The sequence below is a fragment of the Loktanella sp. 3ANDIMAR09 genome (assembly GCF_001420005.1).
Taxonomy (GTDB): domain Bacteria; phylum Pseudomonadota; class Alphaproteobacteria; order Rhodobacterales; family Rhodobacteraceae; genus Loktanella.
Genome location: NZ_LJAK01000002.1, coordinates 119910 through 143463, shown reverse-complemented (window position 1 = coordinate 143463; position 23554 = coordinate 119910). Strand labels below are relative to the sequence as shown.

At 62.1% G+C, this 23554-nt stretch carries 25 protein-coding genes; 10 read left to right on the top strand and 15 right to left on the bottom strand.

Annotation, left to right across the window (positions count from 1 at the left end; translation table 11 throughout):
- Positions 1–4: 4 nt before the first annotated feature.
- The 4 genes from AN189_RS03565 to AN189_RS03555 all read right to left on the bottom strand — a co-directional run bounded on the left by AN189_RS03565 (position 5) and on the right by AN189_RS03555 (position 1667).
- Positions 5–781 (bottom strand): gamma-glutamyl-gamma-aminobutyrate hydrolase family protein, encoded by a 777-nt coding sequence (locus tag AN189_RS03565; protein ID WP_056032102.1) that lies wholly within the window; start codon positions 779–781, stop codon positions 5–7.
- 76 nt (positions 782–857) lie between these two features.
- Positions 858–1283 carry a heme-binding protein gene (locus tag AN189_RS03560; RefSeq protein ID WP_056031151.1) on the bottom strand — a complete coding sequence of 142 codons (426 nt, stop codon included), beginning with the start codon at positions 1281–1283 and terminating at the stop codon, positions 858–860.
- A gap of 28 nt (positions 1284–1311) precedes the next feature.
- Positions 1312–1464 (bottom strand): DUF2256 domain-containing protein, encoded by a 153-nt coding sequence (locus AN189_RS18695; RefSeq protein WP_083484236.1) that lies wholly within the window; start codon positions 1462–1464, stop codon positions 1312–1314.
- Positions 1464–1667: a hypothetical protein gene (locus tag AN189_RS03555; protein ID WP_056031148.1), complete on the bottom strand. Its 204-nt coding sequence runs from the start codon at positions 1665–1667 to the stop codon at positions 1464–1466. The genes AN189_RS18695 and AN189_RS03555 overlap by 1 nt, the downstream gene beginning before the upstream one ends.
- 115 nt (positions 1668–1782) lie before the next feature.
- Here AN189_RS03555 and pepN point away from each other — a divergent pair, with 115 nt between their 5' ends.
- Complete coding sequence (gene pepN, locus AN189_RS03550; RefSeq protein ID WP_056031146.1) at positions 1783–4332, top strand: aminopeptidase N; 2550 nt, start codon at positions 1783–1785, stop codon at positions 4330–4332.
- An 81-nt stretch (positions 4333–4413) separates the two neighbouring features.
- On the top strand, positions 4414–5289 hold the full coding sequence (locus tag AN189_RS03545; protein WP_056031143.1) for a lysophospholipid acyltransferase family protein: 876 nt from the start codon (positions 4414–4416) through the stop codon (positions 5287–5289).
- Here AN189_RS03545 and AN189_RS03540 read toward each other — a convergent pair.
- Complete coding sequence (locus AN189_RS03540) at positions 5240–6160, bottom strand: transglycosylase SLT domain-containing protein (protein ID WP_083484255.1); 921 nt, start codon at positions 6158–6160, stop codon at positions 5240–5242. The genes AN189_RS03545 and AN189_RS03540 overlap by 50 nt on opposite strands.
- Before the next feature lie 124 nt (positions 6161–6284).
- Entirely contained in the window at positions 6285–6845 is a 561-nt protein-coding gene (locus AN189_RS03535) for a type 1 glutamine amidotransferase domain-containing protein (protein WP_056032100.1), read from the bottom strand.
- Between the two features lie 116 nt (positions 6846–6961).
- Between AN189_RS03535 and gatB the strand changes: the two genes are divergently transcribed.
- Together gatB and AN189_RS19460 are read left to right on the top strand one after the other, a co-directional pair.
- Positions 6962–8476 carry an Asp-tRNA(Asn)/Glu-tRNA(Gln) amidotransferase subunit GatB gene (gene gatB, locus AN189_RS03530; protein WP_056031141.1) on the top strand — a complete coding sequence of 505 codons (1515 nt, stop codon included), beginning with the start codon at positions 6962–6964 and terminating at the stop codon, positions 8474–8476.
- A 35-nt stretch (positions 8477–8511) separates the two neighbouring features.
- Positions 8512–8892 carry a DUF4177 domain-containing protein gene (locus AN189_RS19460; protein WP_056031139.1) on the top strand — a complete coding sequence of 127 codons (381 nt, stop codon included), beginning with the start codon at positions 8512–8514 and terminating at the stop codon, positions 8890–8892.
- On the opposite strand, the gene AN189_RS03520 is transcribed toward AN189_RS19460, so the two are convergent.
- Positions 8889–9143: a BolA family transcriptional regulator gene (locus AN189_RS03520; protein ID WP_056031135.1), complete on the bottom strand. Its 255-nt coding sequence runs from the start codon at positions 9141–9143 to the stop codon at positions 8889–8891. The genes AN189_RS19460 and AN189_RS03520 overlap by 4 nt on opposite strands.
- 72 nt (positions 9144–9215) lie before the next feature.
- Between AN189_RS03520 and AN189_RS03515 the strand changes: the two genes are divergently transcribed.
- Complete coding sequence (locus AN189_RS03515; RefSeq protein WP_056031132.1) at positions 9216–9863, top strand: J domain-containing protein; 648 nt, start codon at positions 9216–9218, stop codon at positions 9861–9863.
- A 22-nt stretch (positions 9864–9885) separates the two neighbouring features.
- On the opposite strand, the gene AN189_RS03510 is transcribed toward AN189_RS03515, so the two are convergent.
- From AN189_RS03510 to AN189_RS03495, 4 genes are all read right to left on the bottom strand, one after another.
- Positions 9886–10380: a hypothetical protein gene (locus AN189_RS03510; RefSeq protein ID WP_056031129.1), complete on the bottom strand. Its 495-nt coding sequence runs from the start codon at positions 10378–10380 to the stop codon at positions 9886–9888.
- 92 nt (positions 10381–10472) lie between these two features.
- Positions 10473–10931: a peptide-methionine (R)-S-oxide reductase MsrB gene (gene msrB / locus AN189_RS03505; RefSeq protein ID WP_056031127.1), complete on the bottom strand. Its 459-nt coding sequence runs from the start codon at positions 10929–10931 to the stop codon at positions 10473–10475.
- 128 nt (positions 10932–11059) lie between these two features.
- Complete coding sequence (locus tag AN189_RS03500) at positions 11060–11791, bottom strand: anti-sigma factor (RefSeq protein WP_056031124.1); 732 nt, start codon at positions 11789–11791, stop codon at positions 11060–11062.
- Positions 11781–12332 carry a sigma-70 family RNA polymerase sigma factor gene (locus tag AN189_RS03495; RefSeq protein ID WP_056031122.1) on the bottom strand — a complete coding sequence of 184 codons (552 nt, stop codon included), beginning with the start codon at positions 12330–12332 and terminating at the stop codon, positions 11781–11783. Before AN189_RS03495 ends, AN189_RS03500 begins: the two co-directional genes overlap by 11 nt.
- Before the next feature lie 177 nt (positions 12333–12509).
- Here AN189_RS03495 and cobS point away from each other — a divergent pair, with 177 nt between their 5' ends.
- The 5 genes from cobS to AN189_RS03470 all read left to right on the top strand — a co-directional run bounded on the left by cobS (position 12510) and on the right by AN189_RS03470 (position 17950).
- Complete coding sequence (gene cobS, locus AN189_RS03490) at positions 12510–13496, top strand: cobaltochelatase subunit CobS (protein ID WP_056031119.1); 987 nt, start codon at positions 12510–12512, stop codon at positions 13494–13496.
- Positions 13493–13804 carry a hypothetical protein gene (locus AN189_RS03485; protein ID WP_056031117.1) on the top strand — a complete coding sequence of 104 codons (312 nt, stop codon included), beginning with the start codon at positions 13493–13495 and terminating at the stop codon, positions 13802–13804. The genes cobS and AN189_RS03485 overlap by 4 nt, the downstream gene beginning before the upstream one ends.
- Positions 13805–13822: 18 nt before the next feature.
- Positions 13823–15700, top strand: a complete 1878-nt coding sequence (cobT, locus tag AN189_RS03480) for a cobaltochelatase subunit CobT (protein WP_056031114.1) — start codon at positions 13823–13825, stop codon at positions 15698–15700.
- 74 nt (positions 15701–15774) lie between these two features.
- Positions 15775–17565, top strand: a complete 1791-nt coding sequence (locus tag AN189_RS03475) for an aminopeptidase P family protein (RefSeq protein ID WP_056032098.1) — start codon at positions 15775–15777, stop codon at positions 17563–17565.
- A gap of 43 nt (positions 17566–17608) precedes the next feature.
- Entirely contained in the window at positions 17609–17950 is a 342-nt protein-coding gene (locus AN189_RS03470; protein WP_056031111.1) for a DUF427 domain-containing protein, read from the top strand.
- Positions 17951–17959: 9 nt separating this feature from the next.
- On the opposite strand, the gene AN189_RS03465 is transcribed toward AN189_RS03470, so the two are convergent.
- The 4 genes from AN189_RS03465 to lpxC all read right to left on the bottom strand — a co-directional run bounded on the left by AN189_RS03465 (position 17960) and on the right by lpxC (position 23420).
- Entirely contained in the window at positions 17960–19567 is a 1608-nt protein-coding gene (locus AN189_RS03465; RefSeq protein ID WP_083484254.1) for a chloride channel protein, read from the bottom strand.
- Positions 19568–19850: 283 nt separating this feature from the next.
- Positions 19851–21503: a DNA repair protein RecN gene (gene recN / locus AN189_RS03460; protein ID WP_056031105.1), complete on the bottom strand. Its 1653-nt coding sequence runs from the start codon at positions 21501–21503 to the stop codon at positions 19851–19853.
- 18 nt (positions 21504–21521) lie between these two features.
- Positions 21522–22367, bottom strand: a complete 846-nt coding sequence (locus AN189_RS03455; protein ID WP_056031102.1) for an outer membrane protein assembly factor BamD — start codon at positions 22365–22367, stop codon at positions 21522–21524.
- Positions 22368–22502: 135 nt separating this feature from the next.
- A complete protein-coding gene (gene lpxC / locus AN189_RS03450; protein WP_056031099.1) occupies positions 22503–23420 on the bottom strand; it encodes a UDP-3-O-acyl-N-acetylglucosamine deacetylase in 918 nt (305 codons plus the stop codon).
- Between the last annotated feature and the right edge of the window lie 134 nt (positions 23421–23554).

Sequence of the window (23554 nt, the reverse complement as noted above, 5' to 3'; positions counted from 1 at the left end):
ACGGTCAGGCAATCTGCCTGACCGGACTGCGTTTGCCATTGGCCCAGTTGGTCGCCGCATCGCCAAAGGCGGCAAACAGCGGACGTGACACGGGGTCGATCCCGGCCTGATATTCCGGGTGCCACTGCACGCCCAGCGCAAATCCGGGCGCATCTGCGATATGGACGGCCTCTGGCGTCTGGTCGGGGGCCCAGCCCTCGATCACGACGCGGGCGCCGGGTGTCTTGATCCCCTGCCCGTGCAGCGAATTGGTGACGACCTGTTCCGCACCCATCAGCCGGTGGAACACCCCGCCGGGGGTGAAACTGATAGTATGCCGCATGGCAAACTTTTCCGCGATGGTGCCGTCAGGCGGCATGCGATGGTTGTCGCGCCCCGGCAGGTCACGGATTTCAGGATGCAGCGACCCGCCGAATGCGACGTTCATTTCCTGAAAACCACGACAGATCCCAAGGATCGGCAAACCAGCCTCGACACAGGCGCGGATCAAAGGAAGCGCGAGCCGGTCGCGCGCCCGGTCGAATTCGCCATGCGCCGGGGTGGGGTCTTCGCCGTATTCCTCGGGGTGGACGTTCGGACGCCCACCCGGAAAGATGAACCCGTCAAAATTGTTCATCAGATCAGGCAGGGCGACGATGTCCGGCAGGGCCGGGACAATGATGGGCAAGGCGTCACAGACCGCGGCAATCGCCTCGAGGTTCATGTCACCCACGGCCTGCACCGCATAGGTATCATTCAGCAAATGCGAATTGGCGATAACGCCGATGACGGGACGGGACACGCGATGCAATCCTTTCGGTCAGGTTTGGCAAAGCGTAACGCGAATATGCTGCGACTGCAAAGCGTGACCTGCCTTGTCAAACTTCGGCCGACAGACCCGCAGCTTCCAGACCGGCAACCGCGCAGATCGCGTCATTGTCAGAGGTATCGCCGGTCACACCGACGGCGCCGATGACCGCACCGTCATGGCGCGCCAATACGCCCCCCGGAACCGGCACGACCTGTCCGCCAAACACACCGTTCACGGCGGCCATGAAATAGGCCTGATCCTCGGCCCGTTTCATCTGGGCGGTCCCGGCCATGCCCAGCATCACCGCACCGTAGGCCTTGCCATGGGCAATCGCAAAACGTCCGGGTGCGGCACCGTCCGCACGGCTGAACGCCAGCACATGCCCACCGGCATCCAGCACCACGACGGACAGCGGTTTTAGCCCCAGGGCTTCACCTTTTGCGAATGCCGTGTCGATGATTGTGCGCGCCTGCGCCTGGCTGATCTGCGTCATGGCAGTTCCTGTCATGTTTGGGCTGGATTCAGCCGGATGTGCGCCGCGTCGCACGGCATTTGTCAGAACAATATTTCACATCGTCCCAGACCTTGGCCCAGGCCTTGCGCCAGACAAACGGTCTGCCACAGGTCACGCAGACCTTGGATGGCAGATCCGATTTCTTGCGCATCTTGGGCATTATTCGGTCTCGGCCGTCACCTCGGCGCCGGTGCGACCATCAATCTGCACCTCTGCGCCCTCGGGTTCGTTACCATCCGCCGACAACAAAAACAGCAGTCCCGCCAGCAACAGCAGCGCGAAAATCACGACCGTGCCGATCCCTGTCAGGGCACCGCGATGGCGTTTTTCTTGTTTGTCCAGATCCGTCTTTGGGGCTGACATGGTCAGGCTCCTTTCCTTTCAATTCCGTGTTCTGCATGGAAATAGCGCGTCTTGCGACTATTCAATGTTGAACATACCGTGGGCGCGAAACCCAGCCAATCGTCAGGACAAAGTCATGAAAGACAGCGCACCGCAAACCGTCTACCTGGCGGATTACGCAGCCCCCGGTTGGCTGGTCGACAGCGTGCATCTGACATTCCGGCTGGATCCCCAGGCCACGCGGGTGGTGTCGCGCGTGGCATTCCGGCCAAACCCCGAAGGCAGGCAGGATCGGTTCTATCTGCACGGTGAAAACCTCAAACTGATCGGCGCAACCATCGACGGTCAGCCCGTGACGCCCGAAATCACCGCCACGGGCCTCACCTGCCCTGTCCCTGACGGCCCGTTCGTCTGGGAGGCCGAAGTCGAAATCGCGCCCGCCGCCAATACCGCGCTGGACGGGCTTTACATGTCGGGTGGGATGTATTGCACGCAATGCGAGGCCGAAGGGTTCCGCAAGATCACTTATTATCCCGACCGCCCTGACGTGATGGGTGTCTTTTCCGTCCGCATCGACGGCGACATGCCCGTTCTGCTGTCCAACGGAAACCCGGTTGCATCGGGCGATGGCTGGGCGGAATGGCACGACCCCTGGCCCAAACCGGCCTATCTGTTTGCCCTCGTCGCGGGTGATCTGGTCGCGCACAGTGATCGTTTCACCACGATGGAGGGGCGCGAGGTCGCCCTGAACATCTGGGTGCGCCCCGGCGATCTGGACAAATGTGCCTTTGGTATGACCGCGCTCAAGGCGTCGATGGTCTGGGACGAACAGGTCTATGGCCGTGCGTATGATCTGGACCTGTTCAACATCGTCGCCGTTGACGACTTCAACATGGGTGCAATGGAAAACAAGGGATTGAACATCTTCAATTCCAGCTGCGTTCTTGCAAAATCCGACACCTCGACCGATGCGGATTTCGAACGGATCGAGGCGATCATCGCACACGAATATTTCCACAACTGGACGGGCAACCGCATCACCTGCCGCGACTGGTTTCAGCTGTGCCTGAAAGAAGGTCTGACCGTGTTCCGCGATCAGACCTTTACCGGCGATCTGCGTGGTCATGCCGTCAAACGGATCGACGACGCGCTGACCCTGCGTGCCCGCCAGTTCCGCGAGGATGCGGGCCCCCTGGCACACCCGGTCCGGCCCGCCAGCTTCGTCGAAATCAACAATTTCTATACCGCGACCGTGTACGAAAAAGGTGCCGAACTGGTCGGCATGTTGAAACGACTGGTTGGCGATGACGGCTACCGCGCGGCCCTGGCGCTGTATTTTGACCGTCACGATGGTCAGGCCGCCACGATCGAGGACTGGTTGCAATGTTTCACCGATGCGACGGGGCGTGACCTGACGCAATTTGCACTGTGGTATGCGCAGGCAGGCACGCCGCAGATCACCGTGACCGATGATTTCGCGGACGGCACATATCAGCTGACACTGACCCAGATGACGCCCCCCACGCCGGGGCAGCCGGACAAACAGCCGCTGCATATTCCCGTGGCCGTGGGTCTGCTGGCACCCGATGGCACCGAGGTCGTGCCGACCCGGATGCTGGAACTGACGCAGGCGCAGCAGACCTATACCTTTTCAGGTCTTGCGGCGCGGCCGATCCCGTCGGTTCTGCGTGACTTTTCCGCCCCCGTCATCGTGAACCACACACAGTCTGCGGCGGACCGGGGTGTCCTGCTGGCGCACGACAGCGATTCGTTCAACAGATGGGAGGCCGGGCGCATGCTGGCCCGCGATGTGCTGCTGGCCGCGGTGCGCGATGATACCGCACCCGATCCGACCTATCTGGACGGGTTGCGCGCGACGCTGGCCGATGATCGGCTGCATCCGGCGTTTCGCGCCCGCATCCTGGCCCTGCCCAGCGAACAGGACATCGCCGATGCGCTGGTGCGCGCAGGTGAAACGACCGATCCCGACACGATCCACAGCGCGCGTCGGCGGGTGCGGCTCGCCATCGCGACAGCCCTGGATGCGCAGATGGATGCGGTTTTTGCCGCGATGCAGGTGCCCGGCCCCTACGATCCCCGGGCCGAGGACGCAGGCCGCCGGACATTGGGCAACACCTTGCTGTCCTACCTTTCGCTGCTGGACGCGGGGCGCCGCGCGACGGCCCAGTATGCGGATGCCGACAACATGACCCAGCAGATCGCGGCATTGGGCTGTCTGCTGGACATCGGTTCCGGACAAGAGGCGCTGGCAGCATTTCGTGCGCAATGGCAGGGCGACCGGCTGGTGATGGACAAATGGTTCGGCCTGCAGATCGCCCGGTCCGATCCGGCCGAAACGGTCGCACGCGCGCAATCCCTGACCCGCGACCCGGCCTTCGATTGGAAAAACCCCAACCGGTTCCGCAGCGTTTTCGGGGCGCTCGCCGGGCATATGGCCGGGTTTCACCGCAAGGATGGGGCCGGCTATGACCTGATGGCAGACTGGCTGATCAAACTCGATCCGTTGAACCCGCAAACCACGGCGCGCATGGTCACGGCCTTTGACGCGATGACCCGCTATGACGCGTCCCGACAGGACCTGATGCGCGCGGCCCTGACGCGCATCGCAAGCACCCCGAACCTGTCGCGCGACACAACAGAAATGGTGGAGCGAATCTTGGGGTAGGTTCCACTGACAGGTGGACAAATCGCGCATAACGGCTATGTCACTCGCGAAACGGCATCGGCTTATTTGCGGGGTTTGCGCATGACCGAGATCAGAGATCGCATCACCCCACTTATCGTGGAACGTGCGCCCTGGATGTATCGGCCCGTGCCAGGCATGCGATACATTCGCGGTCTGATGCACCTCGCGTTGGCCTACGACAAGACGGTCGCAATCGGCGAGTCGCTGGAACATGCCACGTCACAACAGATCATGGACACGATGGGGGAACGGCTGGCCAAACTGGTCACCGTATTCGGTCTGTCCCACATCCCGACGCGTGGCCCCGCCCTGATCGTGGCGAACCATCCGACGGGTATCGCAGACGGGATCATCCTGTGGCACCTTATTTCACGGGTGCGACCGGACCTTTATTTCTTTGCCAACAGCGACATCCTGCGTGTCATGCCGCAGATGATCGACATGATTTGTCCCGTCGAATGGCGCATGGACAAACGGAGCCGCGAAAAAACCCGCGAGACAATGCAATACGTCCGCGAGGCAACGGCCGCGGATCGTCTGGGGGTCATCTTTCCCTCTGGCCGCCTGGCCAAGCGGGTCGGGCTGAAACTGCATGAACGCGAATGGATGCCATCGGCTGCGATGTTGGCGCGCAAATTCGACCTGCCCGTGATCCCCGTGAACCTTCAGGCACGCAATTCGTCGCTGTTCTATCTGTTCGACAAATTGCACCCGACGCTGCGCGACGTGACCCTGTTTCATGAAACGCTGAACAAGGACCGTCAGCCTTATCGCGTGACGATTGGTGAACCGATTCCCGCCGACCAGATCGACCGCAACAGCGAGGACGGTATCGAGATGCTGAAAAAGGCGACGCTGGATCTGGGCGGCGTCGATGCGCCCAACGTCAGTCTGCTGCGGATGTCACGGCACCCATTGTCGAAATCGTGGGGCTAAGATCGCGCAGCACGGGACGCGGCGCGCCTGCGTTTTGCGCCACAAGGGTTTCGGGCCGCAGCAATGGCCGGGGCCGGGTCTGTATCACACAATAGTCCTGCTTGCGCGTCCAGGCCGACATTTCTGCGATCTTTGCACGATTGCTCATCGGGCCCCAGTCCGCGGCAACACCGCGCCATCGGCCATCACGAACGGCAACCGCCCGGTCGCGGGCAACCGTATGACCCATGATCCGCGCCGCACAGGCAAGGTTCGCAATCGGATCCTTGAGAGCTGCACCGGTGGTGGCCCTGCACCCATAGCCACGCGCCGTTGCGGGCAGGATCTGCAACAGACCATACCAAAGCCCGCCACCGCCCACGGCATCGGGGTTATGGGTGCTTTCGTGTTTGGTCAGGGCAGACATCATGCCGACCCAGAACGCACGCCGCAACGTCGGAGAGTTCTGGGCATAGGCCGGACACCAGGCCTCGATATCGCGCGGCACCTGGGTATCCAGACCGTGCGTCGCGACGGCGGCCATCGTGGCGCGCGTCCACATGCGGGCGGTGTTGCTGTTTCCCCAGCGGGTATCGGGAATGAAATTCGGACGGATCGCGGGCCGCAGGGGCGGTGCGCCCGTGATGACCTCGACCGGATAGCGCACCATGTGGACGGGACGCGCCAGGGGACGCACCGATTGCAAGGCTTTCAGGCGCGCGGCTTGTTTTTGTGCGGCCGCATCCTCGCGACCAAAGGGCCGCACCTCTGAGCTGATGGGCGCAACCGTCGCCGTTCTGTCGGCCAGCACGGCAGCGTCGGTCGCTGCACGCGCATCCGCCCCGACAACACCGGCCAAGAGACCCGCAGTTATGAAAACCCCCCTGAGCATGGCCGTCAAACTGCCCAGATCGGATCAATCGCACAAGAAATGAATCGCAGGCATGGGCAATCCGCCGCCCAATGCAGCAAAAGCCGGTGCCGATGGCACCGACTTTTCATGTGACGGCAACGGTTTAGGCGTTGGGTCGTGGATGAGGACCTTCTTGCACTTCTTCGACGATCTTGGCGACGAAAGCCTTGAGGTCGGTCGGATTTCGGCTCGTGATGATTCCATTCGAAATCGCGACCTCTTGGTCGACGACCTGCGCACCGGCATTTTTCAGATCCGTGCGAATGGAGGCAAAGCTGGTCATTTCGCGCCCTGCGACGACCTCTGCCTCGATCAGCAGCCAGGGTGCATGGCAGATTGCGCCGACGATTTTGCCTGCCTTGACCGCATCCTTGATCAACTGGATCGGCGCTGCCTCCACGCGCAGCAGGTCAGGATTGATCTGGCCACCCGGCAGCACCAAGGCGTCATAGTCGTCGATATTGGCGTCCTCGATCCTGAGATCGGCTTCTGCGGTATCGCCCCAATCGTTGCCTTCCCATCCCTTGATCGGCTTGCCATCCAGCGTGGCGACATGGACGGTGGCCCCCTTGGCGCGCAATTGGTCGCGCGGAAATTCCAGTTCGGATTGCTCGAAACCATCGGTTGCGATGATCAGTATTTTCGCGTCATTCATCTGTGTCATCATGCGGTCCTTTCATCGGGGTCTGCATTTCGTCTCTGCCGCACCAACGGGGCGTCCCGGCCCCTTGTTCCATCCACTGTGCTGGCTTAGAACACCGCGAACGAAAGAGGTGCCCCATGCTTGATCTGGAATACACAGCCCCCGCCCCCAAGGTGATCGCCGGTGCGAAACACGACTGGGAACTGGTCATCGGGCTCGAGGTTCATGCGCAGGTCGCCACGCAGGCCAAGCTGTTTTCAGGGGCATCGACGCTGTTCGGGGCCGAACCCAACAGCAACGTCGCCTTTGTGGACGCAGGCATGCCCGGCATGTTGCCCGTCATCAACGAAGGCTGCGTGGCACAGGCGGTGCGCACGGGGCTGGGACTGAAGGCGCAGATCAACCTGTTCAGCGCATTCGACCGCAAGAACTATTTCTACCCGGACCTGCCGCAGGGCTATCAGATCAGCCAGCTGTATCATCCCATCGTGGGCGAAGGCGAAGTGCTGGTCGAACTGGGTGACGGCACCGCGCGGCGCGTGCGGATCGAACGCATCCACCTGGAACAGGACGCGGGCAAGTCGATCCACGACATGGACCCGAACATGTCGTTCGTGGACCTCAACCGCACGGGCGTCGCCCTGATGGAAATCGTCAGCCGCCCCGACATCCGTGGCCCGGAAGAGGCCGCCGCCTATGTCGCGAAACTGCGCCAGATCATGCGCTATCTGGGCACCTGCGATGGCAACATGCAGAACGGCAACCTGCGCGCGGACGTCAACGTGTCGATCTGCCGACCCGGCGATTACGAGAAATATCAGGAAACGCAGAATTTCAGCCACCTGGGCACCCGCTGCGAGATCAAGAACATGAACTCCATGCGGTTCATCCAGATGGCGATCGAGGTCGAGGCCCGCCGTCAGATCGCGCTGGTCGAGGACGGCAAGGAGGTCGTGCAGGAAACCCGCCTGTATGACGCGGACAAGAACGAAACACGGTCGATGCGGTCCAAGGAAGAGGCGCATGATTACCGCTATTTCCCCGATCCCGACCTCCTGCCGCTGGAAATCGAACAAGCCTGGGTTGATGACATCGCAGCCTCCTTGCCCGAACTGCCGGACGCGAAAAAGGGTCGTTTCATCAGTGAATTCGGCCTGTCCGACTATGACGCCAGCGTGCTGACGGCCGATGTGGCCAACGCCGCGTACTTTGAGGAAGTCGCCGCCGGAAACGATGGCAAGCTTGCCGCCAACTGGGTGATCAACGAATTGTTCGGCCGTCTGAAAAAGGACGGCGACAAGGGCATCGCCGACAGCCCGATTTCAGCCGCGCGCCTGGGCCAGATCGTGTCCCTGATCAAGGCCGAGACGATCAGCGGCAAGATCGCCAAGGACGTGTTCGACATCGCCTACACCCAGGACCGCGACCCCGAAGAGGTGGTCGAAACCGAAGGCATGAAACAGGTCACCGACACCAGTGCCATCGAGGCCGCCGTGGACGAGATCATTGCCGCCAACCCCGCGCAGGTGGAAAAGGCCAAACAAAACCCGAAACTTGCAGGCTGGTTCGTCGGTCAGGTGATGAAGGCGACGGGCGGCAAGGCAAACCCCGCCGCCGTCAACACGCTTGTCGCGGCAAAACTGGGGCTTTAGGCCCCACAACCGCGGGCAATGGCAAAAGGGATAGCATGATGCATTACGAATATCTGGTCGTCCCCGCCCCGCGTCGCGGGCTCAAGGCAAAGGGTCTGAAGGGAGCCGAGGCGCGCTTTGCCAAGGCGCTGTCAGATGTGATGAACGCCCATGCTGCGGATGGCTGGGAATATCAGCGCACCGACACGCTACCGTCGGACGAACGCGACGGGTTGATGATGAACAAGGTCACCGTGTTTCAGAACATGATGGTGTTTCGCCGCACAGCACAGCCCGCGGCTGACACTCCGTCAGAGCCAATGCCCCTGATCGAGGATCTGACCGACGACGCAGCCGTGGCAGAGGACACCCCTGCCCCGGCGGATGACACCCCAGCGGCAGAAGCGCCCACCGAGGATGCCAAACCCGCGCCCTAGTCGAAGCTGATCGCCAGCGCGTGGATGCGACCGATGATCGCGGGACCAAGGGCTGCGTGCACGGCGCGGTGTTTCGCGATCCGCGACTGACCGTCCAGCGAAGATGCCGCGATGACCACACGCCAGTGGCTTTCGCCCGATCCGTCGTCACCGGAATGGCCTGCATGCAGCGCGCTTTCGTTCACGACATCCAGACGTTCGGGATTTAATCCCGCCATCAGGGCCGCGCGGATTTCTGCGTCAAGGGCCATTATTTTCTCCATTGCTCTTCACCTGCCGAACCAATGGTTTAGAGTGCTGTCTCCGAGTCGGAAAGGGCCACCATGAACAAGAAAGATCCCTTCGGTTTCGACATGTCGGTGTCGAGCAGCAAGAAGAAGAACCCGCGCGGACGTCGCGGGATGTCAGGCGCGTCCGAAACATCGACGCGCGTGTGCGAACACGAGGGTTGCGAGGAGGCCGGCAAGTACCGCGCGCCGAAATCACCAGATACGCTGGATGACTACATCTGGTTCTGCAAGGAACACATTCGGGAATATAACCTGAAATGGAATTTCTTTGACGGCACGTCAGAGGCCGAACTGATGGCGCAAATGGACAAGGACCGCGCCACCTGGGAACGGCCGACCAAGCCGATGAAACGATCGGTCGAGGAACGGGCCTGGGCGCGGCTGGGCGTGCAGGACCCGCACGAGGTGCTGGGTGACAATGCCACGCGCAACCCCGGGCGCAATGCGGCTGCTGCGGGCGGCACGCGGCGCCTGCCGCCGACCGAACGCCGCGCGATCGAAATTCTGGACGCCAAGGACAGCATGTCCAAGGCCGAGATCCGCAAATGCTACAAAGCGCTGATCAAGGTGCTGCACCCCGATATGAACGGCGGTGACCGCAGCCAGGAAGAACAATTGTCAGAGGTCGTCTGGGCGTGGGATCAACTCAAATCCAGCCGCAACTTCCGCGAAAAGGACTAAGCCTAAGAAGGCGCGGAACGCGTTAGCTCTGCGCCCGAAAGGACGAGAGCGCGAAAATGCTTTCGCGCTCTCGCCGCCAGTCGCGGATCAGCTTGTCGGCAAGCAGCAGCATTGCGATCCATGTGAACGCCAGAACAGGTTTTTCGATCAGCATGAGCACGAACAGCATCGGCCCGAACATCGTGCCGTAGAGCGGCAGCATAAGCGATCCGCCGACCAATGCTGCCATGAAGGTGACGATGATCATGCCGCAGAACGCCCGACAGGGCCCAAAGCGACCCGTCGATCCCATCCAGCGTCGCGCAAAATAGAGCCCTGCCAGGGAACCAAAGATTCCACACAGCACGAACCAGCCATCTGACGTGGTGAACACGCGCAGCATCGATTGTTCGTAGGAAATGTTGCTGACAAGGATGTGGGCCAAAATCCCACCCAGCAGGGCAACGCCGATCCACGCCGTCAACAGACGGCGTTCGCCCACCGAAGGACGCAGCGGATAAAGAATTCGGTCGCGCATCACAGTCAAAGATCCATGTTTCCGGCCACCCTAACCGGATGGCCGGAAATGACCCATCTGAAACGCGTCAACAGATTGTTTCTAGAACCGACTCATGCGGCGCGAAACACCAGCGAAACACCGTTTATGCAGTGCCGCTGCCCAGTGGGCGGCGGACCGTCATTGAACACGTGGCCCAGATGGCTACCGCAGCGACGGCAATGCAGTTCCGTACGTGCCACCCCGATCTTGCGGTCAACCTTGGTACCCAACGCGTTTTCGTAAGACGCGTAAAAGCTGGGCCAACCGGTGCCGCTGTCGAATTTCGTCCGCGATGGATAAAGCGCAAGATCACACCCGCGACAGTGATAGACACCTTCGGCGGTATTCTTGTCCAGCGGGCTGGACCCTGCCCTCTCTGTGCCTTCACGGCGCATGACGTTGTATTCGGCCTGCGTCAGCATGGCCCGCCACTGCGCATCGGTCCGGGTCACTTCGAACTGCTGGGCCATCAGCGCAGCGGGGGCTGCCGTGGCGGCCAGTGCCGTTGCGATAAACATGCGTCTGTTCATGTCCGGTCTCCTCTTCTTCCCGGACCCCGCCTATCACGCTGCGCACACAAGATGTGCGCAGAATGCGGAAAACCACGAGGATGTGAAAACCATGTCAGACGCGCCGCGGACCCCAAGGGCCCGCGACATCAGGCCTCGGTCATCGGACCGACCGCAAGGACACTACCCGTGGGCGCACCCGTCGTGGACCCGCCCGGCGGTTCGTCAGAAATCGCCAGCACTCCACCGGGCAAGGCCGGGATCAGTGTTGCATCGATCCCGATCTGTCCGGTTTCATCATCAGGCAGCACACCCAACGATACGGGTGGATTGTCGTCAGCGATCAACCACAGTTCCAGAACCCTGCCGTCCGGGGCCTGTCCGGCGGTGCGCTGCACCGTCAGCACCTGCGCTGTCGCGTCATAGCTGGCCAGCACGATCAGGCTGTCATCCTCGGCCGCGATCTGCGCCTGAAGCGTCGGCGCGGACAAAACGGGTGGGTCAGTGACGGTGGGTGCTGCGGGAATATACAGGTTGATCACCCACAAGACCGCCAGCGCCGCCACGACGCCGCCGGTCATCGCCGGCAACAGACCGAGACGATCCAGCCATGACCGGGCCTTTGTTGCCGTGGTCTCGGCCGCCTCCGCGCCAAAGAGGTCGGACTTGATCCGCGCCAGCATCTTTGCGGGTGGATCAACGGGCGCGATATCGTCGGTCAGGGCCGCGATCCGTTCCGCCCAGAATGCGTATTCAAGGCGCAGCTCAGGATCGACGGCCAGAACATCTTCGTAGGCCTTCGCCTCTTGATCCGTCAGCAGGCCAAGCACGTATTCGGCCGTCAGCAGACGCTCTTCGTCTTTTTCGATTTCATCCGTCATGCGACAGGCACTCTCTTAACTTCAACAGACTCCGGCGTAGCCAGGTCCGCACTGTGTTGAGCGGCACATCATAATGATCTGCCAGCTCTTGGTATGTTTCACCTTCAAGGTATGCCCGGCGCACCGCACCGGCCTTGTCGGGGTCCAGCTGGCCCATGCAATCCACGATCCGCACCCGATCCGACGATGCCATCGCCAGTGCCTCGGGTCCGGGGTTGCTGTCTGCAATCTCGGCCGCTTCGTCCATGCTCCCGGCCTGCTTTGCCTTGCGGGCCCGCACGCGATCCACCGAATGATTGCGCGTGACCGTGATCAGCCAGGTCATCGGGCTCAGGCCATTGACGCGGTAGCGGTCGGCATTGCGCCATATCTTGACGAAGGCCTCTTGCAATGCGTCCTCGGCTTCTGCCCGATTACCCAACACACGCAGGCATACGCCAAAGAGTTTCGCGGAAGTCGCATTATATAGCCCGTCGAACGCGGCGCGGTCGCCCATGGCCATCCGCGCGATCATGTCCTCGATATCGGCTGTCGTCGTCATCGTTATCTACCCTGCTTGTCGCCGCCACCTTGGCGCATCTGACAAAAAACGCAATGTTTCCCGGCGCGGTGTTTGCTGTGGTGTCGCGCCGCAACCGCTTTCCCTTTTCATTTCGGGCGATATGTTGCATCCCGCGACTATCAAAATGCACAGCGAATGCGAGAGAAGGGCTGACCCATGGCCGACGGCACGATCGACATCAACGCCACCCCGACAACCGATATTTCCGTCCGCGAGGTGTTCGGTATCGACACCGACATGACCGTCAAGGGTTTTGCCGAACCGACCGACCGTGTGCCGGACGTGGACCCGACCTATACCTTTGACCCGGATACGACCCTCGCGATCCTGGCAGGGTTCGGCCACAATCGCCGCGTGATGGTGCAGGGCTACCACGGCACGGGCAAATCGACCCATATCGAACAGGTCGCCGCCCGTCTGAACTGGCCCGCCGTGCGTGTGAACCTTGACAGTCACATCAGCCGGATCGACCTGATCGGCAAGGACGCGATCAAGCTGCGTGACGGCGTGCAGGTCACCGAATTCCACGAGGGCATCCTGCCCTGGGCGCTGCGCAATCCGGTCGCCATCGTTTTCGACGAATATGATGCAGGCCGCGCCGACGTCATGTTCGTCATCCAGCGCGTGCTGGAGGCTGACGGCAAACTGACGCTGATGGACCAGAACAAGATCATCACGCCGAACCCCTATTTCCGCCTGTTCGCCACGGCCAACACGGTGGGTCTGGGTGACACGACGGGTCTGTATCACGGCACGCAGCAGATCAACCAGGCGCAGATGGACCGCTGGTCGCTGGTCGCCACGCTGAACTATCTGCCGCACGACGTGGAAACCGAAATCGTCATCGCGAAATCACCCCATTACCAGAACGACGCGGGCAAAAAGACAGTCAGCCAGATGGTGACCGTGGCCGACCTGACCCGCACGGCATTCATGAACGGCGATCTGTCCACCGTGATGTCGCCGCGCACCGTGCTCGCCTGGGCCGAAAACGCGCGCATTTTTGGCAACGTGGGCTATGCATTCCGCCTGTCATTCCTGAACAAATGCGACGAGTTGGAACGCCAGACGGTGGCCGAATTCTATCAGCGCTGTTTCGACGAGGAACTGCCCGAGAGCGCCGCAAGCCAGAGCCTGCGGTGATCGCGCGCCACGTCATCGCCGGCGGTATCGTGCTGGGGCTCGCGTCTTGCGGGGCCAGCATGCCGTCGCGCGGCTATGACGTGACCCTGTCCGACAGCGGCAAACTGGCGCTTGTCACGCCCACCACGGATGCGCCGACAATCGCGGGGATCGAACGCGCAGCGGAACGCGCAGCCCCCTGGGGCTGCGATGCGACAGCGGCACCCGTGATCTATGATCTGGCGGGCGGTGATCGGTCCGCTGTCCTGCCCGCCTCTGCTGCCCTGCGATTTGCCGGGCGCATCCCCGCAACCCTGTCCTGCGGCTAACCCAACCAAGGCCACCCCATGAGCAAACCGAGCGATAACCCAGCCGATCCGTTCAAGAAGGCCCTCGCAGAGGCCACCAAGGTCATGGCGGACGATCCTGACCTGACGGTCAGCTATTCCGTCGATCCCGCAGGCCAGACCAACGACACGATCCGCCTGCCCCAGATCAGCCGCCGCATGAGCCGCGAAGAAGTCCTGCTGGCGCGCGGCACCGCCGATGCCTTTGCGCTGCGCCATAAATTTCACGACGCCCAGACCGATACGCGTTATGCGCCCCAAGGTCAGATGGCGCGCGACATCTATGATGCGATGGAAACCGCAAGGATCGAGGCCGTCGGCGCGCAACACATGCCCGGCACCGCCGGCAACATCGACGCCAAGATCGGCAATGACGCCGCGCGCAAGGGTTATGACCAGATCAAATCCGCTGCCGACGCGCCGCTGGCCGTTGCGGCAGGCTATCTGATCCGCCACCTCGCAACGGGCCGCGACCTGCCCGCCGGTGCGGACAACGTCATGGAACTGTGGCGCGGGTTCATCGAGGAACAGGCCGGCGGCACCCTTGAAAGTCTGCGAGACACACTGGGCGACCAGCGTGCATTTGCGAAATTCGCACGCCAGATCATCAGCGATCTGGGCTATGCCGATCAGCTGGGCGATGACCCCGACGGACCCGACGACGATCAGGACGACGAGGCCGAAGAAGGTCAGGACGAACAGCAGGAACCGGATTCCACCGGCGAGGACGACAGCGACGGTGACGAGGCAGAGGCCTCGCCAGAGCAAAGCCAGGAACAACAGCAGGACGCGGCACAGGCCGAGGTCAGCATGGACGATCAGGCCGAACCCGAGTTGGGCGAGGAAATGGAAATGCCCGACGGCGAGGCCCCGATGGAGCCGCCGCAGCCGGCCCCCGTGTCTGACGCCGACAAGGATTACCGCGTGTTCAGCACCGCCTTTGACGAGGAAATCAGCGCCGCTGATCTGGCTGAACCCGCCGAGCTGGAACGCCTGCGCGCCTACCTTGACCAGCAGCTTGACCCGCTGAAAGGGGCCGTCAGTCGCCTTGCCAACAAGCTGCAACGCCGTTTGCAGGCGAAACAATCCCGCACCTGGGAATTCGACCTGGAGGAAGGCATTCTCGACGCTGGCCGTTTGGCCCGGATCGTGGCCAGCCCCACAACACCGCTGTCGTTCAAGGTCGAAAAGGACATGGAATTCCGCGACACCGTCGTGACCTTGTTGCTGGACAACTCTGGCTCCATGCGGGGGCGCCCCATTTCCATCGCGGCCATCTGCGCCGATGTCATGGCCCGCACGCTGGAACGCTGCGACGTCAAGGTCGAGATCCTGGGCTTTACCACCAAGGCGTGGAAAGGCGGCCAATCCCGCGAGGCCTGGCTCAAGGAGGGTCGCGCACCGGGACCGGGCCGTCTAAATGACCTGCGTCACATCGTCTATAAATCAGCCGACGCCCCCTGGCGTCGTGCGCGCCCCAATCTGGGCCTGATGATGAAAGAGGGGCTGCTGAAGGAAAACATCGACGGCGAGGCGCTGGAATGGGCCTATCGCCGCCTGATGGTCCGTCAGGAACAGCGCAAGGTGCTGATGGTGATCAGCGACGGTGCCCCCGTCGATGACAGCACCCTGTCGGTCAACCCCGCGAATTATCTGGAAAAACACCTGCGCGACGTGATCGCCATGATCGAGAAACGCAAGGCGGTCGAATTGGCCGCCATCGGCATCGGCCATGACGTGACGCGTTATTATGACCGCGCCGTCACGATCACGGATGTCGAACAACTGGCCGGGGCCATGACCGAACAGCTGGCCGGCCTGTTTGACAGCGATCCGCGCAAACGCGCCCGCGTTCTGGGTCTGCGCCGCGCAGGCTGACCCGGATTGCCACTTGAAAACCTGACGCGCGCGGTGAAACTCGCCGCGAACGCGAACCTATGGATACCAGACCCATGTTTCAGACCTTTTCTGCCAGCAGCGCCCCCGAACAGGGACCCGCACGCCTGTCCGCCCTGCGCGAACAACTGGACAAAAGCGGTATCGACGGTTTGCTGGTTCCGCGCACCGACCGGTGGCAAGGCGAATATGTCGCGGCCTGTGACGAACGGCTGGCCTGGCTGACCGGGTTCACCGGATCTGCCGGTTTTGCCGTGGTTCTGCCGGATATCGCCGGTGTGTTCATCGACGGACGCTACCGGTTGCAGGTGCGTGACCAGACGGCCGATGTCTATACCCCGGTGCATTGGCCTGAAACCAGCCTGTCTGACTGGCTGATCGCGCATCTGCCCAATGGTGGCACCGTGGCCTATGATCCCTGGCTGCACACTGTCACGGAAATCACCGACCTGACCGACAAGCTGGCGGCGAACGGCATCGACCTGCTGGCCGCCCCCAACCAGATCGACGCGATCTGGACCGACCGTCCGGCGCGGCCCGACGCCCCGTTTTTTGCGCAACCGCTGGAACTGACCGGCGAGAGCCACGCGGACAAGCGTGCACGCCTGACAGCTGACGTCGACACCGGGCACTGGATCATCACGCTGCCGGACAGCATTGCCTGGCTGTTGAACATCCGGGCAACCGATATCCCGCGCAACCCGGTGCCACACGCCTATGCGATCCTGCATCACGATGGCACGGTTGACCTGTTCGCGCCCTTGGGCAAATGCACGGATATCGCCGAACACCTGGGGCCTGATGTCACCGTTCACCCGCCCGAAGATTTCGACGACGCGCTGACCCAACTGGTCGGCCCCGTACGCATCGACCCACGGGTCTGCGCTGATGCGATCGCCACGATCCTGTCGGATGCCGAAGCAGAAGTCGTCCATGCGAACGACCCCTGCATTTTACCCAAGGCCTGCAAGACAGAGGTCGAGATTGCAGGAAGCCATGCCGCACACCTGCGTGACGGGGCAGCGATGGTGCAGTTTCTGGCCTGGCTGGATGGTGCCGCCCCGATGGGCGGATTGACCGAAATCGACGTGGTGCAGCAATTGGAAACCTTTCGCCGCGACACCAACATGCTGCGCGACATCAGCTTTGAGACGATCTGCGGTGCGGGTCCGCATGGTGCCATCGTGCACTACCGCGTGACCGAAGACACTGATCGCCCCGTCCGCCCGGACGAACTGCTGCTGATCGACAGTGGCGGCCAATATGTCGACGGCACGACGGACATCACCCGCACCGTAATCGTGGGCACCCCCAGTGCAGAACATCGTGACCGCTATACCCGCGTCCTGCAGGGCATGATCGCCATCAGCAGGCTGCGGTTTCCAAAGGGGCTGTCAGGACAACATCTGGACGCGCTGGCGCGTGCGTCGCTGTGGTCTGCGGGTCTGGACTATGATCACGGCACGGGACACGGTGTCGGCAGCTATCTGTGCGTCCATGAGGGGCCACAAGGCATTTCGCGCCGATCGACCGTTGCGCTGGAACCTGGCATGATCCTGTCGAATGAGCCGGGCTACTACCGCGAAGGTGCCTATGGCATCCGTATCGAAAACCTCATTGTCTGTGTGACCGCACCGGATCTGGTCGGCGCGGATGACCGGCCGATGCTGTCATTCGAGACGCTGACGCGCGTGCCATTCGACAGACGGCTCATCGCTGCGTCAATGTTGTCGGCAGGGGAATTGGACTGGATCAACCAATACCATGCCGATACACTGAAACTGATCGGGCCGCTCGTGGAGGGGGCAGCACGTGACTGGCTTGCACAGGCTTGCCAACCGCTCTGAACAGGGCATTTCCCAAAATACTTCGCCAAAAGAGGAGGTCGCCATGGCCGATCACATCACGATTTCCCCCGCAACTGCCAGCTGGGTCGTCCGCGCCGGGGGTGCTGTTCTGGGCGAAAGCACGAACGCCATGATCCTGCACGAAGCAGGTCATGACCCCGTCGTCTATTTTCCGCGCGAAGATATCGCGATGACGTTCCTTGATGCGACGGATCACAGCACAACCTGCCCTTTCAAAGGCACGGCTAGTTATTTTTCCATCGTCAATCGCAGCGCAACCCTGGAAAACGTCGTCTGGTCCTACGAGACCCCCAAGGATGATGTGGCCCAGATCGCGGGCTACCTGGCATTCGACACCAGCGTGGTGACGGTCGAAGAAGTCTGACACCTATCTTCAGGAATGTTCTTCCTGGGCGCGGTCGGCCAGGGCGCGGTTGAAGGCCCGCAAGGCATCGACCTGAAACAACGCACCTTGCAGTGTTGGTTCTTCGCCCTTTTGCGTGATGACAACCGGAACAAAGGCATAGGCCCCCCGGTCAAATATGGGCATGGCCTGTTCCAGCGTCGCGCGCGCGTCGATATAGGTCCCCGCAGCGATCATGTCGCGGCAGGCCTTTTCTGCCGCGGCACGCGGGTCTGACATGGGACGCATCACGTTGCCGACTACGAATGTCCCAAGCAGGTATGCCTGCGGCCCCGCGGCCAGATGCACGCCACGGCGTTCCAGCTGGTGCAGGAAATACGAATGCTCCACCAATCGCGACGCAAGGGCTGTCGACATGGACACGGCCACCATGACGGCCAGACCCGTCTGCCAGTCGCCGGTCAATTCGAACACGATTAACGTGGTCGAGATCGGCGCGCCCATCACCGCTGCGGCCACGGCCCCCATGCCAGCCAGCGCATATAGGGTGCCCTCGCCGGATACGCTGGGGAAAATGCCTGTCGCCACAACGCCGAATGCAAGCCCGGTCAGCGCCCCCACCATCAAGGACGGTGAAAACACCCCGCCCCCCATGCGGCCGCCGATGGTGATTGCAACCGCTGCCACCTTGATCGCGACGAAAACCAAGGCCTCGTGCAGCAGGAACCCGCCCGTCAGCGCTGCAACCGTCGTTTCATATCCCACGCCGATGATATGCGGAAACCAGATTGCGATCAGGCCCAGCAGCGCGCCGGCGGCCGCCGGGCGCAGATAGGCGGGAATACGGTAGCGGTACTGGATACGGCTGCCGATGTTGTCCGCCCAAAATATCGACCGCATCAGCACGACGGCCACCAGACCACACATCAGGCCCAACAACAGGAACGCGGGCAATTCGATGTAGAATCCCAGTGCGTTTTCCCGGTCGATGACAAATTCCGACACATCGCCAAAGGCCAACCGATTAACCACCGTCCCCGCCACAGAGGCGATCACGATGGGCGCAAAGGCATGCACCGCAAAGTGCCGCAAAACCACCTCGAGCGCGAACAGCGCACCGGCGATGGGCGCGTTGAAACTGGCCGACACGGCGGCGGCGACAGCGCATCCCAGCAGGTCGCGCCCGGTCACACCGTCAGCACGGATACGCACGCAGATCCACGTGGAAATCATTGCAGCGATATGCACCACCGGCCCCTCGCGGCCTGATGATCCGCCCATGCCCAGCGTCAAGAGACTGGCCCCTGCCGATCCAAGACCTTCGCGGAAGGAGACACGGCCCTCGCGCAGTGCCGCCCCTTCGATGACGTCGGCGACGGATCGCACGCGGTTGTCGGGGACGAACCGGTTCAGGATCAATCCCACGATCAGGCCGCCGATGATCGGAACGATCAGGACTTGCGACCAATGCAGGCCGGTGACGAAACTGTGCAGGCGATTGGGATCGGGCGTGCCATAGGCAATCCGGCTGACCAGATCGATGCCCATGCGAAACAGCACGGCGGCACCGCCGGATGCGATCCCCAGCACAAGCGCGATGAACCAGAACTGTATCTGTCCCGGCCCGCGCAGCCGCATCACCATCCAGGCGCGACGGATCTGGCCAAGCCAACCGATGCGATCCTGTTCCTCTGCCCCGTCCATTGCACTGACCTTTGCCGCTGCCGCATGTCCCGGCTAGCGTCTGCATGCCCGGTATTGCAACCACCTTTGCGCGCAAGCGGGCGCTTGCCCCGATTGTTTCGCGCGGCTGACCCCTGCGCAAGACATACCGTCGTTACATGTGCAGTTTATGGATGGGATAATTTCAGCAGTCTCGGCGGGTGGTCCAACGGGGCACCCGCCAATTCAGACAGCCGGATCAGCTGTCCATCAGGGCCATCGCAGCCGCGCGGGCCGCATCGGTGATCGTATCGCCGGACAACATCCGCGCGATTTCCGTGACGCGTTCGTCTGCCCCCAACGGCACGACGGTCGAAGTGGTCTCTGTCGCGTCCTGCCGTTTTTCGACACGCCAGTGATGGCCACCCAACGCGGCAACCTGGGGCGAATGCGTGACGACCAGAACCTGACCACCGTCAGCCAATGCCGCCAGCCTGCGCCCGACCGCATCCGCTGTCGCGCCGCCCACCCCGCGGTCGATTTCGTCGAAAATCATCGTCACACCGCCCTGCCCGGCCTGCGCCAGACAGACCTTCATCGCCAGCAGGAACCGGCTGAGTTCGCCACCCGACGCGATCTTGTTCAGCGGTCCCGGTGGTGCGCCGGGATTGGTCGCCACGGTAAAGGCCACGGCGTCGCGCCCCTCGGGTCCGGCAGGCGCATCGGTCATGTTGGTGCGGAAAACGGCGCGTTCCATTTTCAACGGCGCCAGCTCTGACGCCATTGCGGCATCCAAACGACCCGCGGCAGCAGCCCGTGCCGCACGCAAGACATCAGCGGCGCTGTCATAGGCCGATTGCGCGGCGCGTTCGGCACGCAGCAGATCGTCCAGATCCTTTTCGCTGTCATCCAGCAAGGCCAGCCGCGCCCGCAGATCATCGGCAAAGGGGCCCAGTTCATCGGCCAGCACGTCATGTTTGCGCGCCAGACCACGGATCGCGAACAGACGTTCCTCTGTCGCTTCCAATTCGGCGGGATCAAAGGTCAGCGCGTCCAGCGCGTCCTGCACCCCGCGCTGCGCCAGATCCAGTTCGACCAGCGCACGTTCTATGGCCGACAGCGGCTCGTCCAGACGCCCTTCGGCCCGGTCGGCGGCGCCGATCAGCCAGCGGTTCGCGTCGGACATCATGCCCTCGGCCCCCTGTAGACCCAGCGCCTCGCCCGCACGGGCCACGTCGGTCTTGATCTTTTCGGCGGCCTGCATCGTGCGGCGGGCAGCGTCCAATGTCGCCTCTTCGCCGGCCTGCGGGTCCAGCTTGTCCAGCTCGCCCACCGCGTGGCGCAGGTATTCCTCTTCGGCGCGGACCTCTGCGATGCGCAGGGTGGCTGCCTCGCGGGCCTTGGTGGCGCGGGACAGGGACGTCCAGGCCGCACGCACCGCGGATAGTTCGGCATCCACACCCGCATAAGTGTCCAGCATCTGACGGTGTCCGCGCGGGTTCAGCAGCCCGCGATCGTCGTGCTGGCCGTGCAATTCGATCAATGTATCGGACAAGGCGCGCAGCACCTCGCCGCTGGCCCGACGATCATTGACCCAGGCCGTCTTGCGCCCGTCGCGGGAATTGACGCGCCGCAGGATCAGTTCGTCACCGCCCGGCAACCCCGCCTCTGACAATACGGTATGGGCGGGGTGGTCGGGGGGCAGATCGAAACTGGCCGTGACTTCGCCCTGATCGGCCCCCTGGCGCACCAGCTCGGCGCGCCCGCGCCACCCCAGCACGAACCCCAGTGAATCCAACAGGATCGATTTGCCGGCGCCGGTTTCACCGGTCAACACGTTCAGACCCGGCTGGAACGTCAGTTCCAGCTGGTCGATGATCAGCATGTCACGAATGTCTAATGTGCGCAGCATGTCAGATGCCTGACACCCCTAGAGCCATTCGCCGCGGATGACCTGACGATAGATCGACGCAAGCCAGCTGTCGCCCTGGGCGCGGGCCTCCAGCCCCTGCCCCGTCAACAGGGCAAAGCTGTCCTGATACCACGAGGTTGCAGGATAGTTCGCCCCCAGGATCGCGCCTGCGGTCTGCGCCTCGTTCGTCAGGCCCAGCGACAGGTAGGATTCCACCAGGCGGTGCAGTGCCTCGGGGGTTTGCGACGTCGTCTGGAATTCCTCGACCACGACGCGGAACCGGTTCACGGCAGCCGCATAATTCTTGCGCTTGAGGTAGTAGCGCCCGATTTCCATTTCCTTGGCCGCAAGGTGATCGAACGCGAGGTCGAATTTCAGGATCGACGCGCGGGCATATTCGCTGTCGGGATATTGTTCGATCACGGTCCGCAAGGCCTGAAGCGCCTGGAACGTCAGCCCTTGGTCGCGGCCGATCTCGTCGATCTGGTCGTAATAGGACAGCGCCAGCAAATATTGCGCATAGGCCGCGTCAGGCTGGGCCGGATAGAAATCCAGAAACCGCTGCGCGGATGCGCGGCTGTTGGGGTAATCCGCATCGCGATGATAGGCAAAGGCCTGCATGATCAGCGCACGTTCAGCCCATTCGGAATAGGGGTAAAGACGCTCGATCTCGCCGAAAAAGAACGCGGCCTCACCGGGATCGCCGGTTTCGACCTCGACCTCGCCCAACTGGTAGATCTGCTGCGCGGACAGTGCTTCCATGGCAGCGGAATCGCGCGGGTTGAAGCTTTCGCTACAGCCGACCAACAGACCAAGCGATAGCACCAGCGTTGCCGTCCCAGACCGAATAAATTTGCCCGACATCGTTACGCCCCCGCGTCGTCTTTCACGTCCCGCACCTTATCGGCCGGGTTCGCGCAAACGTCTAACAGAAAAAACAGGCATGCAAAACGGCTTATGTCAGGGTTTGCCAAGATGTGAGACACGCCCCGCCTGCCGTCAGGCAACAGCAACCATATCCGCGGCAGACACGCCATGACCCGGCAGGCGTGCCGCAATCTGCGGTGTACAATCCATCCAGCGCCATGCAGCCGTGTTGTCGAACAAGGCACGCAGCAACGCATTGGTCAGGTTGTGACCTGCCTTGTGTCCCGTGTAGCGCCCCAGGATGGGCGCACCGGCCGTATAGAGATCACCCAGTGCATCCAGCATCTTGTGGCGCACGGCCTCGTCGGGATGACGCAATCCGCCTGGTGTCAGCACATCGGCACCGTCGACGACGACCGCGTTTTCCAGCGTACCACCCAGTGCGAGGCCGCGCTTGCGCATGTCCTCGACATCCGAATTCCGACAGAACGTGCGGCTGTCACACAGCGTGTGGACAAAGCTGCCGTTCGCCATGTTCAGCGTCTTGGCCTGATGGCCGATCGCCGCATCGGGGAAATCGATCTCGAAATCGATTTGCAGACTGGTCGCGGGGCGCAGACTGGCCCAGGCGTCGCCCTGGGTCACGCGCACCTCGTCCAACAGCTTGATCGCACGCAGCGGATTGCCCTGACGGGACACACCGACACCAAGGATGCCGCGCACAAATTCGGCAGAAGACCCGTCCATGATCGGAACTTCCGGGCCGTCGATTTCGATAAGCACGTTGTGCACGCCACAACCGGACAAGGCCGCCATCAGGTGTTCGATCGTCGAAACAATCGTATCACCCACACGCAGACGGGTGTTCAACGGCGAGATTTCGACGTGATTCCAGATTGCAGGAAGTTTGACGCCGGACCCGGCGACATCGGTCCGCTGAAAGACGACACCGTGACCAGCAGGCGCAGGACGCAGACGCAAACGGGCCGGACGGCCGGTATGGAGGCCCACACCGTCAAAGATCAGTTCGGTTTTCAATGTCGTCTGCATGGCTGCACCTAACGGTTACATCACTGTTACGAAGTGTTAACGCAGCAATAATACCAATGGGTTCACAACGACAATTCACACATTGCAACAAGCTGAAACAATGTCAGTCCGGCAATGTAACCTGCTGTTTCAAA

What these genes read in the sequence shown, in the direction of transcription:
- AN189_RS03560 (WP_056031151.1), bottom strand. Translation starts at nt 1,283, where the DNA reads ATGACGCAGATCAGCCAGGCGCAGGCGCGCACAATCATCGACACGGCA.
- AN189_RS18695 (WP_083484236.1), bottom strand. Translation starts at nt 1,464, where the DNA reads ATGCCCAAGATGCGCAAGAAATCGGATCTGCCATCCAAGGTCTGCGTG.
- AN189_RS03555 (WP_056031148.1), bottom strand. Translation starts at nt 1,667, where the DNA reads ATGTCAGCCCCAAAGACGGATCTGGACAAACAAGAAAAACGCCATCGC.
- pepN (WP_056031146.1), top strand. Translation starts at nt 1,783, where the DNA reads ATGAAAGACAGCGCACCGCAAACCGTCTACCTGGCGGATTACGCAGCC.
- AN189_RS03545 (WP_056031143.1), top strand. Translation starts at nt 4,414, where the DNA reads ATGACCGAGATCAGAGATCGCATCACCCCACTTATCGTGGAACGTGCG.
- AN189_RS03540 (WP_083484255.1), bottom strand. Translation starts at nt 6,160, where the DNA reads ATGCTCAGGGGGGTTTTCATAACTGCGGGTCTCTTGGCCGGTGTTGTC.
- AN189_RS03535 (WP_056032100.1), bottom strand. Translation starts at nt 6,845, where the DNA reads ATGACACAGATGAATGACGCGAAAATACTGATCATCGCAACCGATGGT.
- gatB (WP_056031141.1), top strand. Translation starts at nt 6,962, where the DNA reads ATGCTTGATCTGGAATACACAGCCCCCGCCCCCAAGGTGATCGCCGGT.
- AN189_RS19460 (WP_056031139.1), top strand. Translation starts at nt 8,512, where the DNA reads ATGATGCATTACGAATATCTGGTCGTCCCCGCCCCGCGTCGCGGGCTC.
- AN189_RS03520 (WP_056031135.1), bottom strand. Translation starts at nt 9,143, where the DNA reads ATGGCCCTTGACGCAGAAATCCGCGCGGCCCTGATGGCGGGATTAAAT.
- AN189_RS03515 (WP_056031132.1), top strand. Translation starts at nt 9,216, where the DNA reads ATGAACAAGAAAGATCCCTTCGGTTTCGACATGTCGGTGTCGAGCAGC.
- AN189_RS03510 (WP_056031129.1), bottom strand. Translation starts at nt 10,380, where the DNA reads ATGCGCGACCGAATTCTTTATCCGCTGCGTCCTTCGGTGGGCGAACGC.
- msrB (WP_056031127.1), bottom strand. Translation starts at nt 10,931, where the DNA reads ATGAACAGACGCATGTTTATCGCAACGGCACTGGCCGCCACGGCAGCC.
- AN189_RS03500 (WP_056031124.1), bottom strand. Translation starts at nt 11,791, where the DNA reads ATGACGGATGAAATCGAAAAAGACGAAGAGCGTCTGCTGACGGCCGAA.
- AN189_RS03495 (WP_056031122.1), bottom strand. Translation starts at nt 12,332, where the DNA reads ATGACGACGACAGCCGATATCGAGGACATGATCGCGCGGATGGCCATG.
- cobS (WP_056031119.1), top strand. Translation starts at nt 12,510, where the DNA reads ATGGCCGACGGCACGATCGACATCAACGCCACCCCGACAACCGATATT.
- cobT (WP_056031114.1), top strand. Translation starts at nt 13,823, where the DNA reads ATGAGCAAACCGAGCGATAACCCAGCCGATCCGTTCAAGAAGGCCCTC.
- AN189_RS03475 (WP_056032098.1), top strand. Translation starts at nt 15,775, where the DNA reads ATGTTTCAGACCTTTTCTGCCAGCAGCGCCCCCGAACAGGGACCCGCA.
- AN189_RS03470 (WP_056031111.1), top strand. Translation starts at nt 17,609, where the DNA reads ATGGCCGATCACATCACGATTTCCCCCGCAACTGCCAGCTGGGTCGTC.
- AN189_RS03465 (WP_083484254.1), bottom strand. Translation starts at nt 19,567, where the DNA reads ATGCGGCTGCGCGGGCCGGGACAGATACAGTTCTGGTTCATCGCGCTT.
- recN (WP_056031105.1), bottom strand. Translation starts at nt 21,503, where the DNA reads ATGCTGCGCACATTAGACATTCGTGACATGCTGATCATCGACCAGCTG.
- AN189_RS03455 (WP_056031102.1), bottom strand. Translation starts at nt 22,367, where the DNA reads ATGTCGGGCAAATTTATTCGGTCTGGGACGGCAACGCTGGTGCTATCG.
- lpxC (WP_056031099.1), bottom strand. Translation starts at nt 23,420, where the DNA reads ATGCAGACGACATTGAAAACCGAACTGATCTTTGACGGTGTGGGCCTC.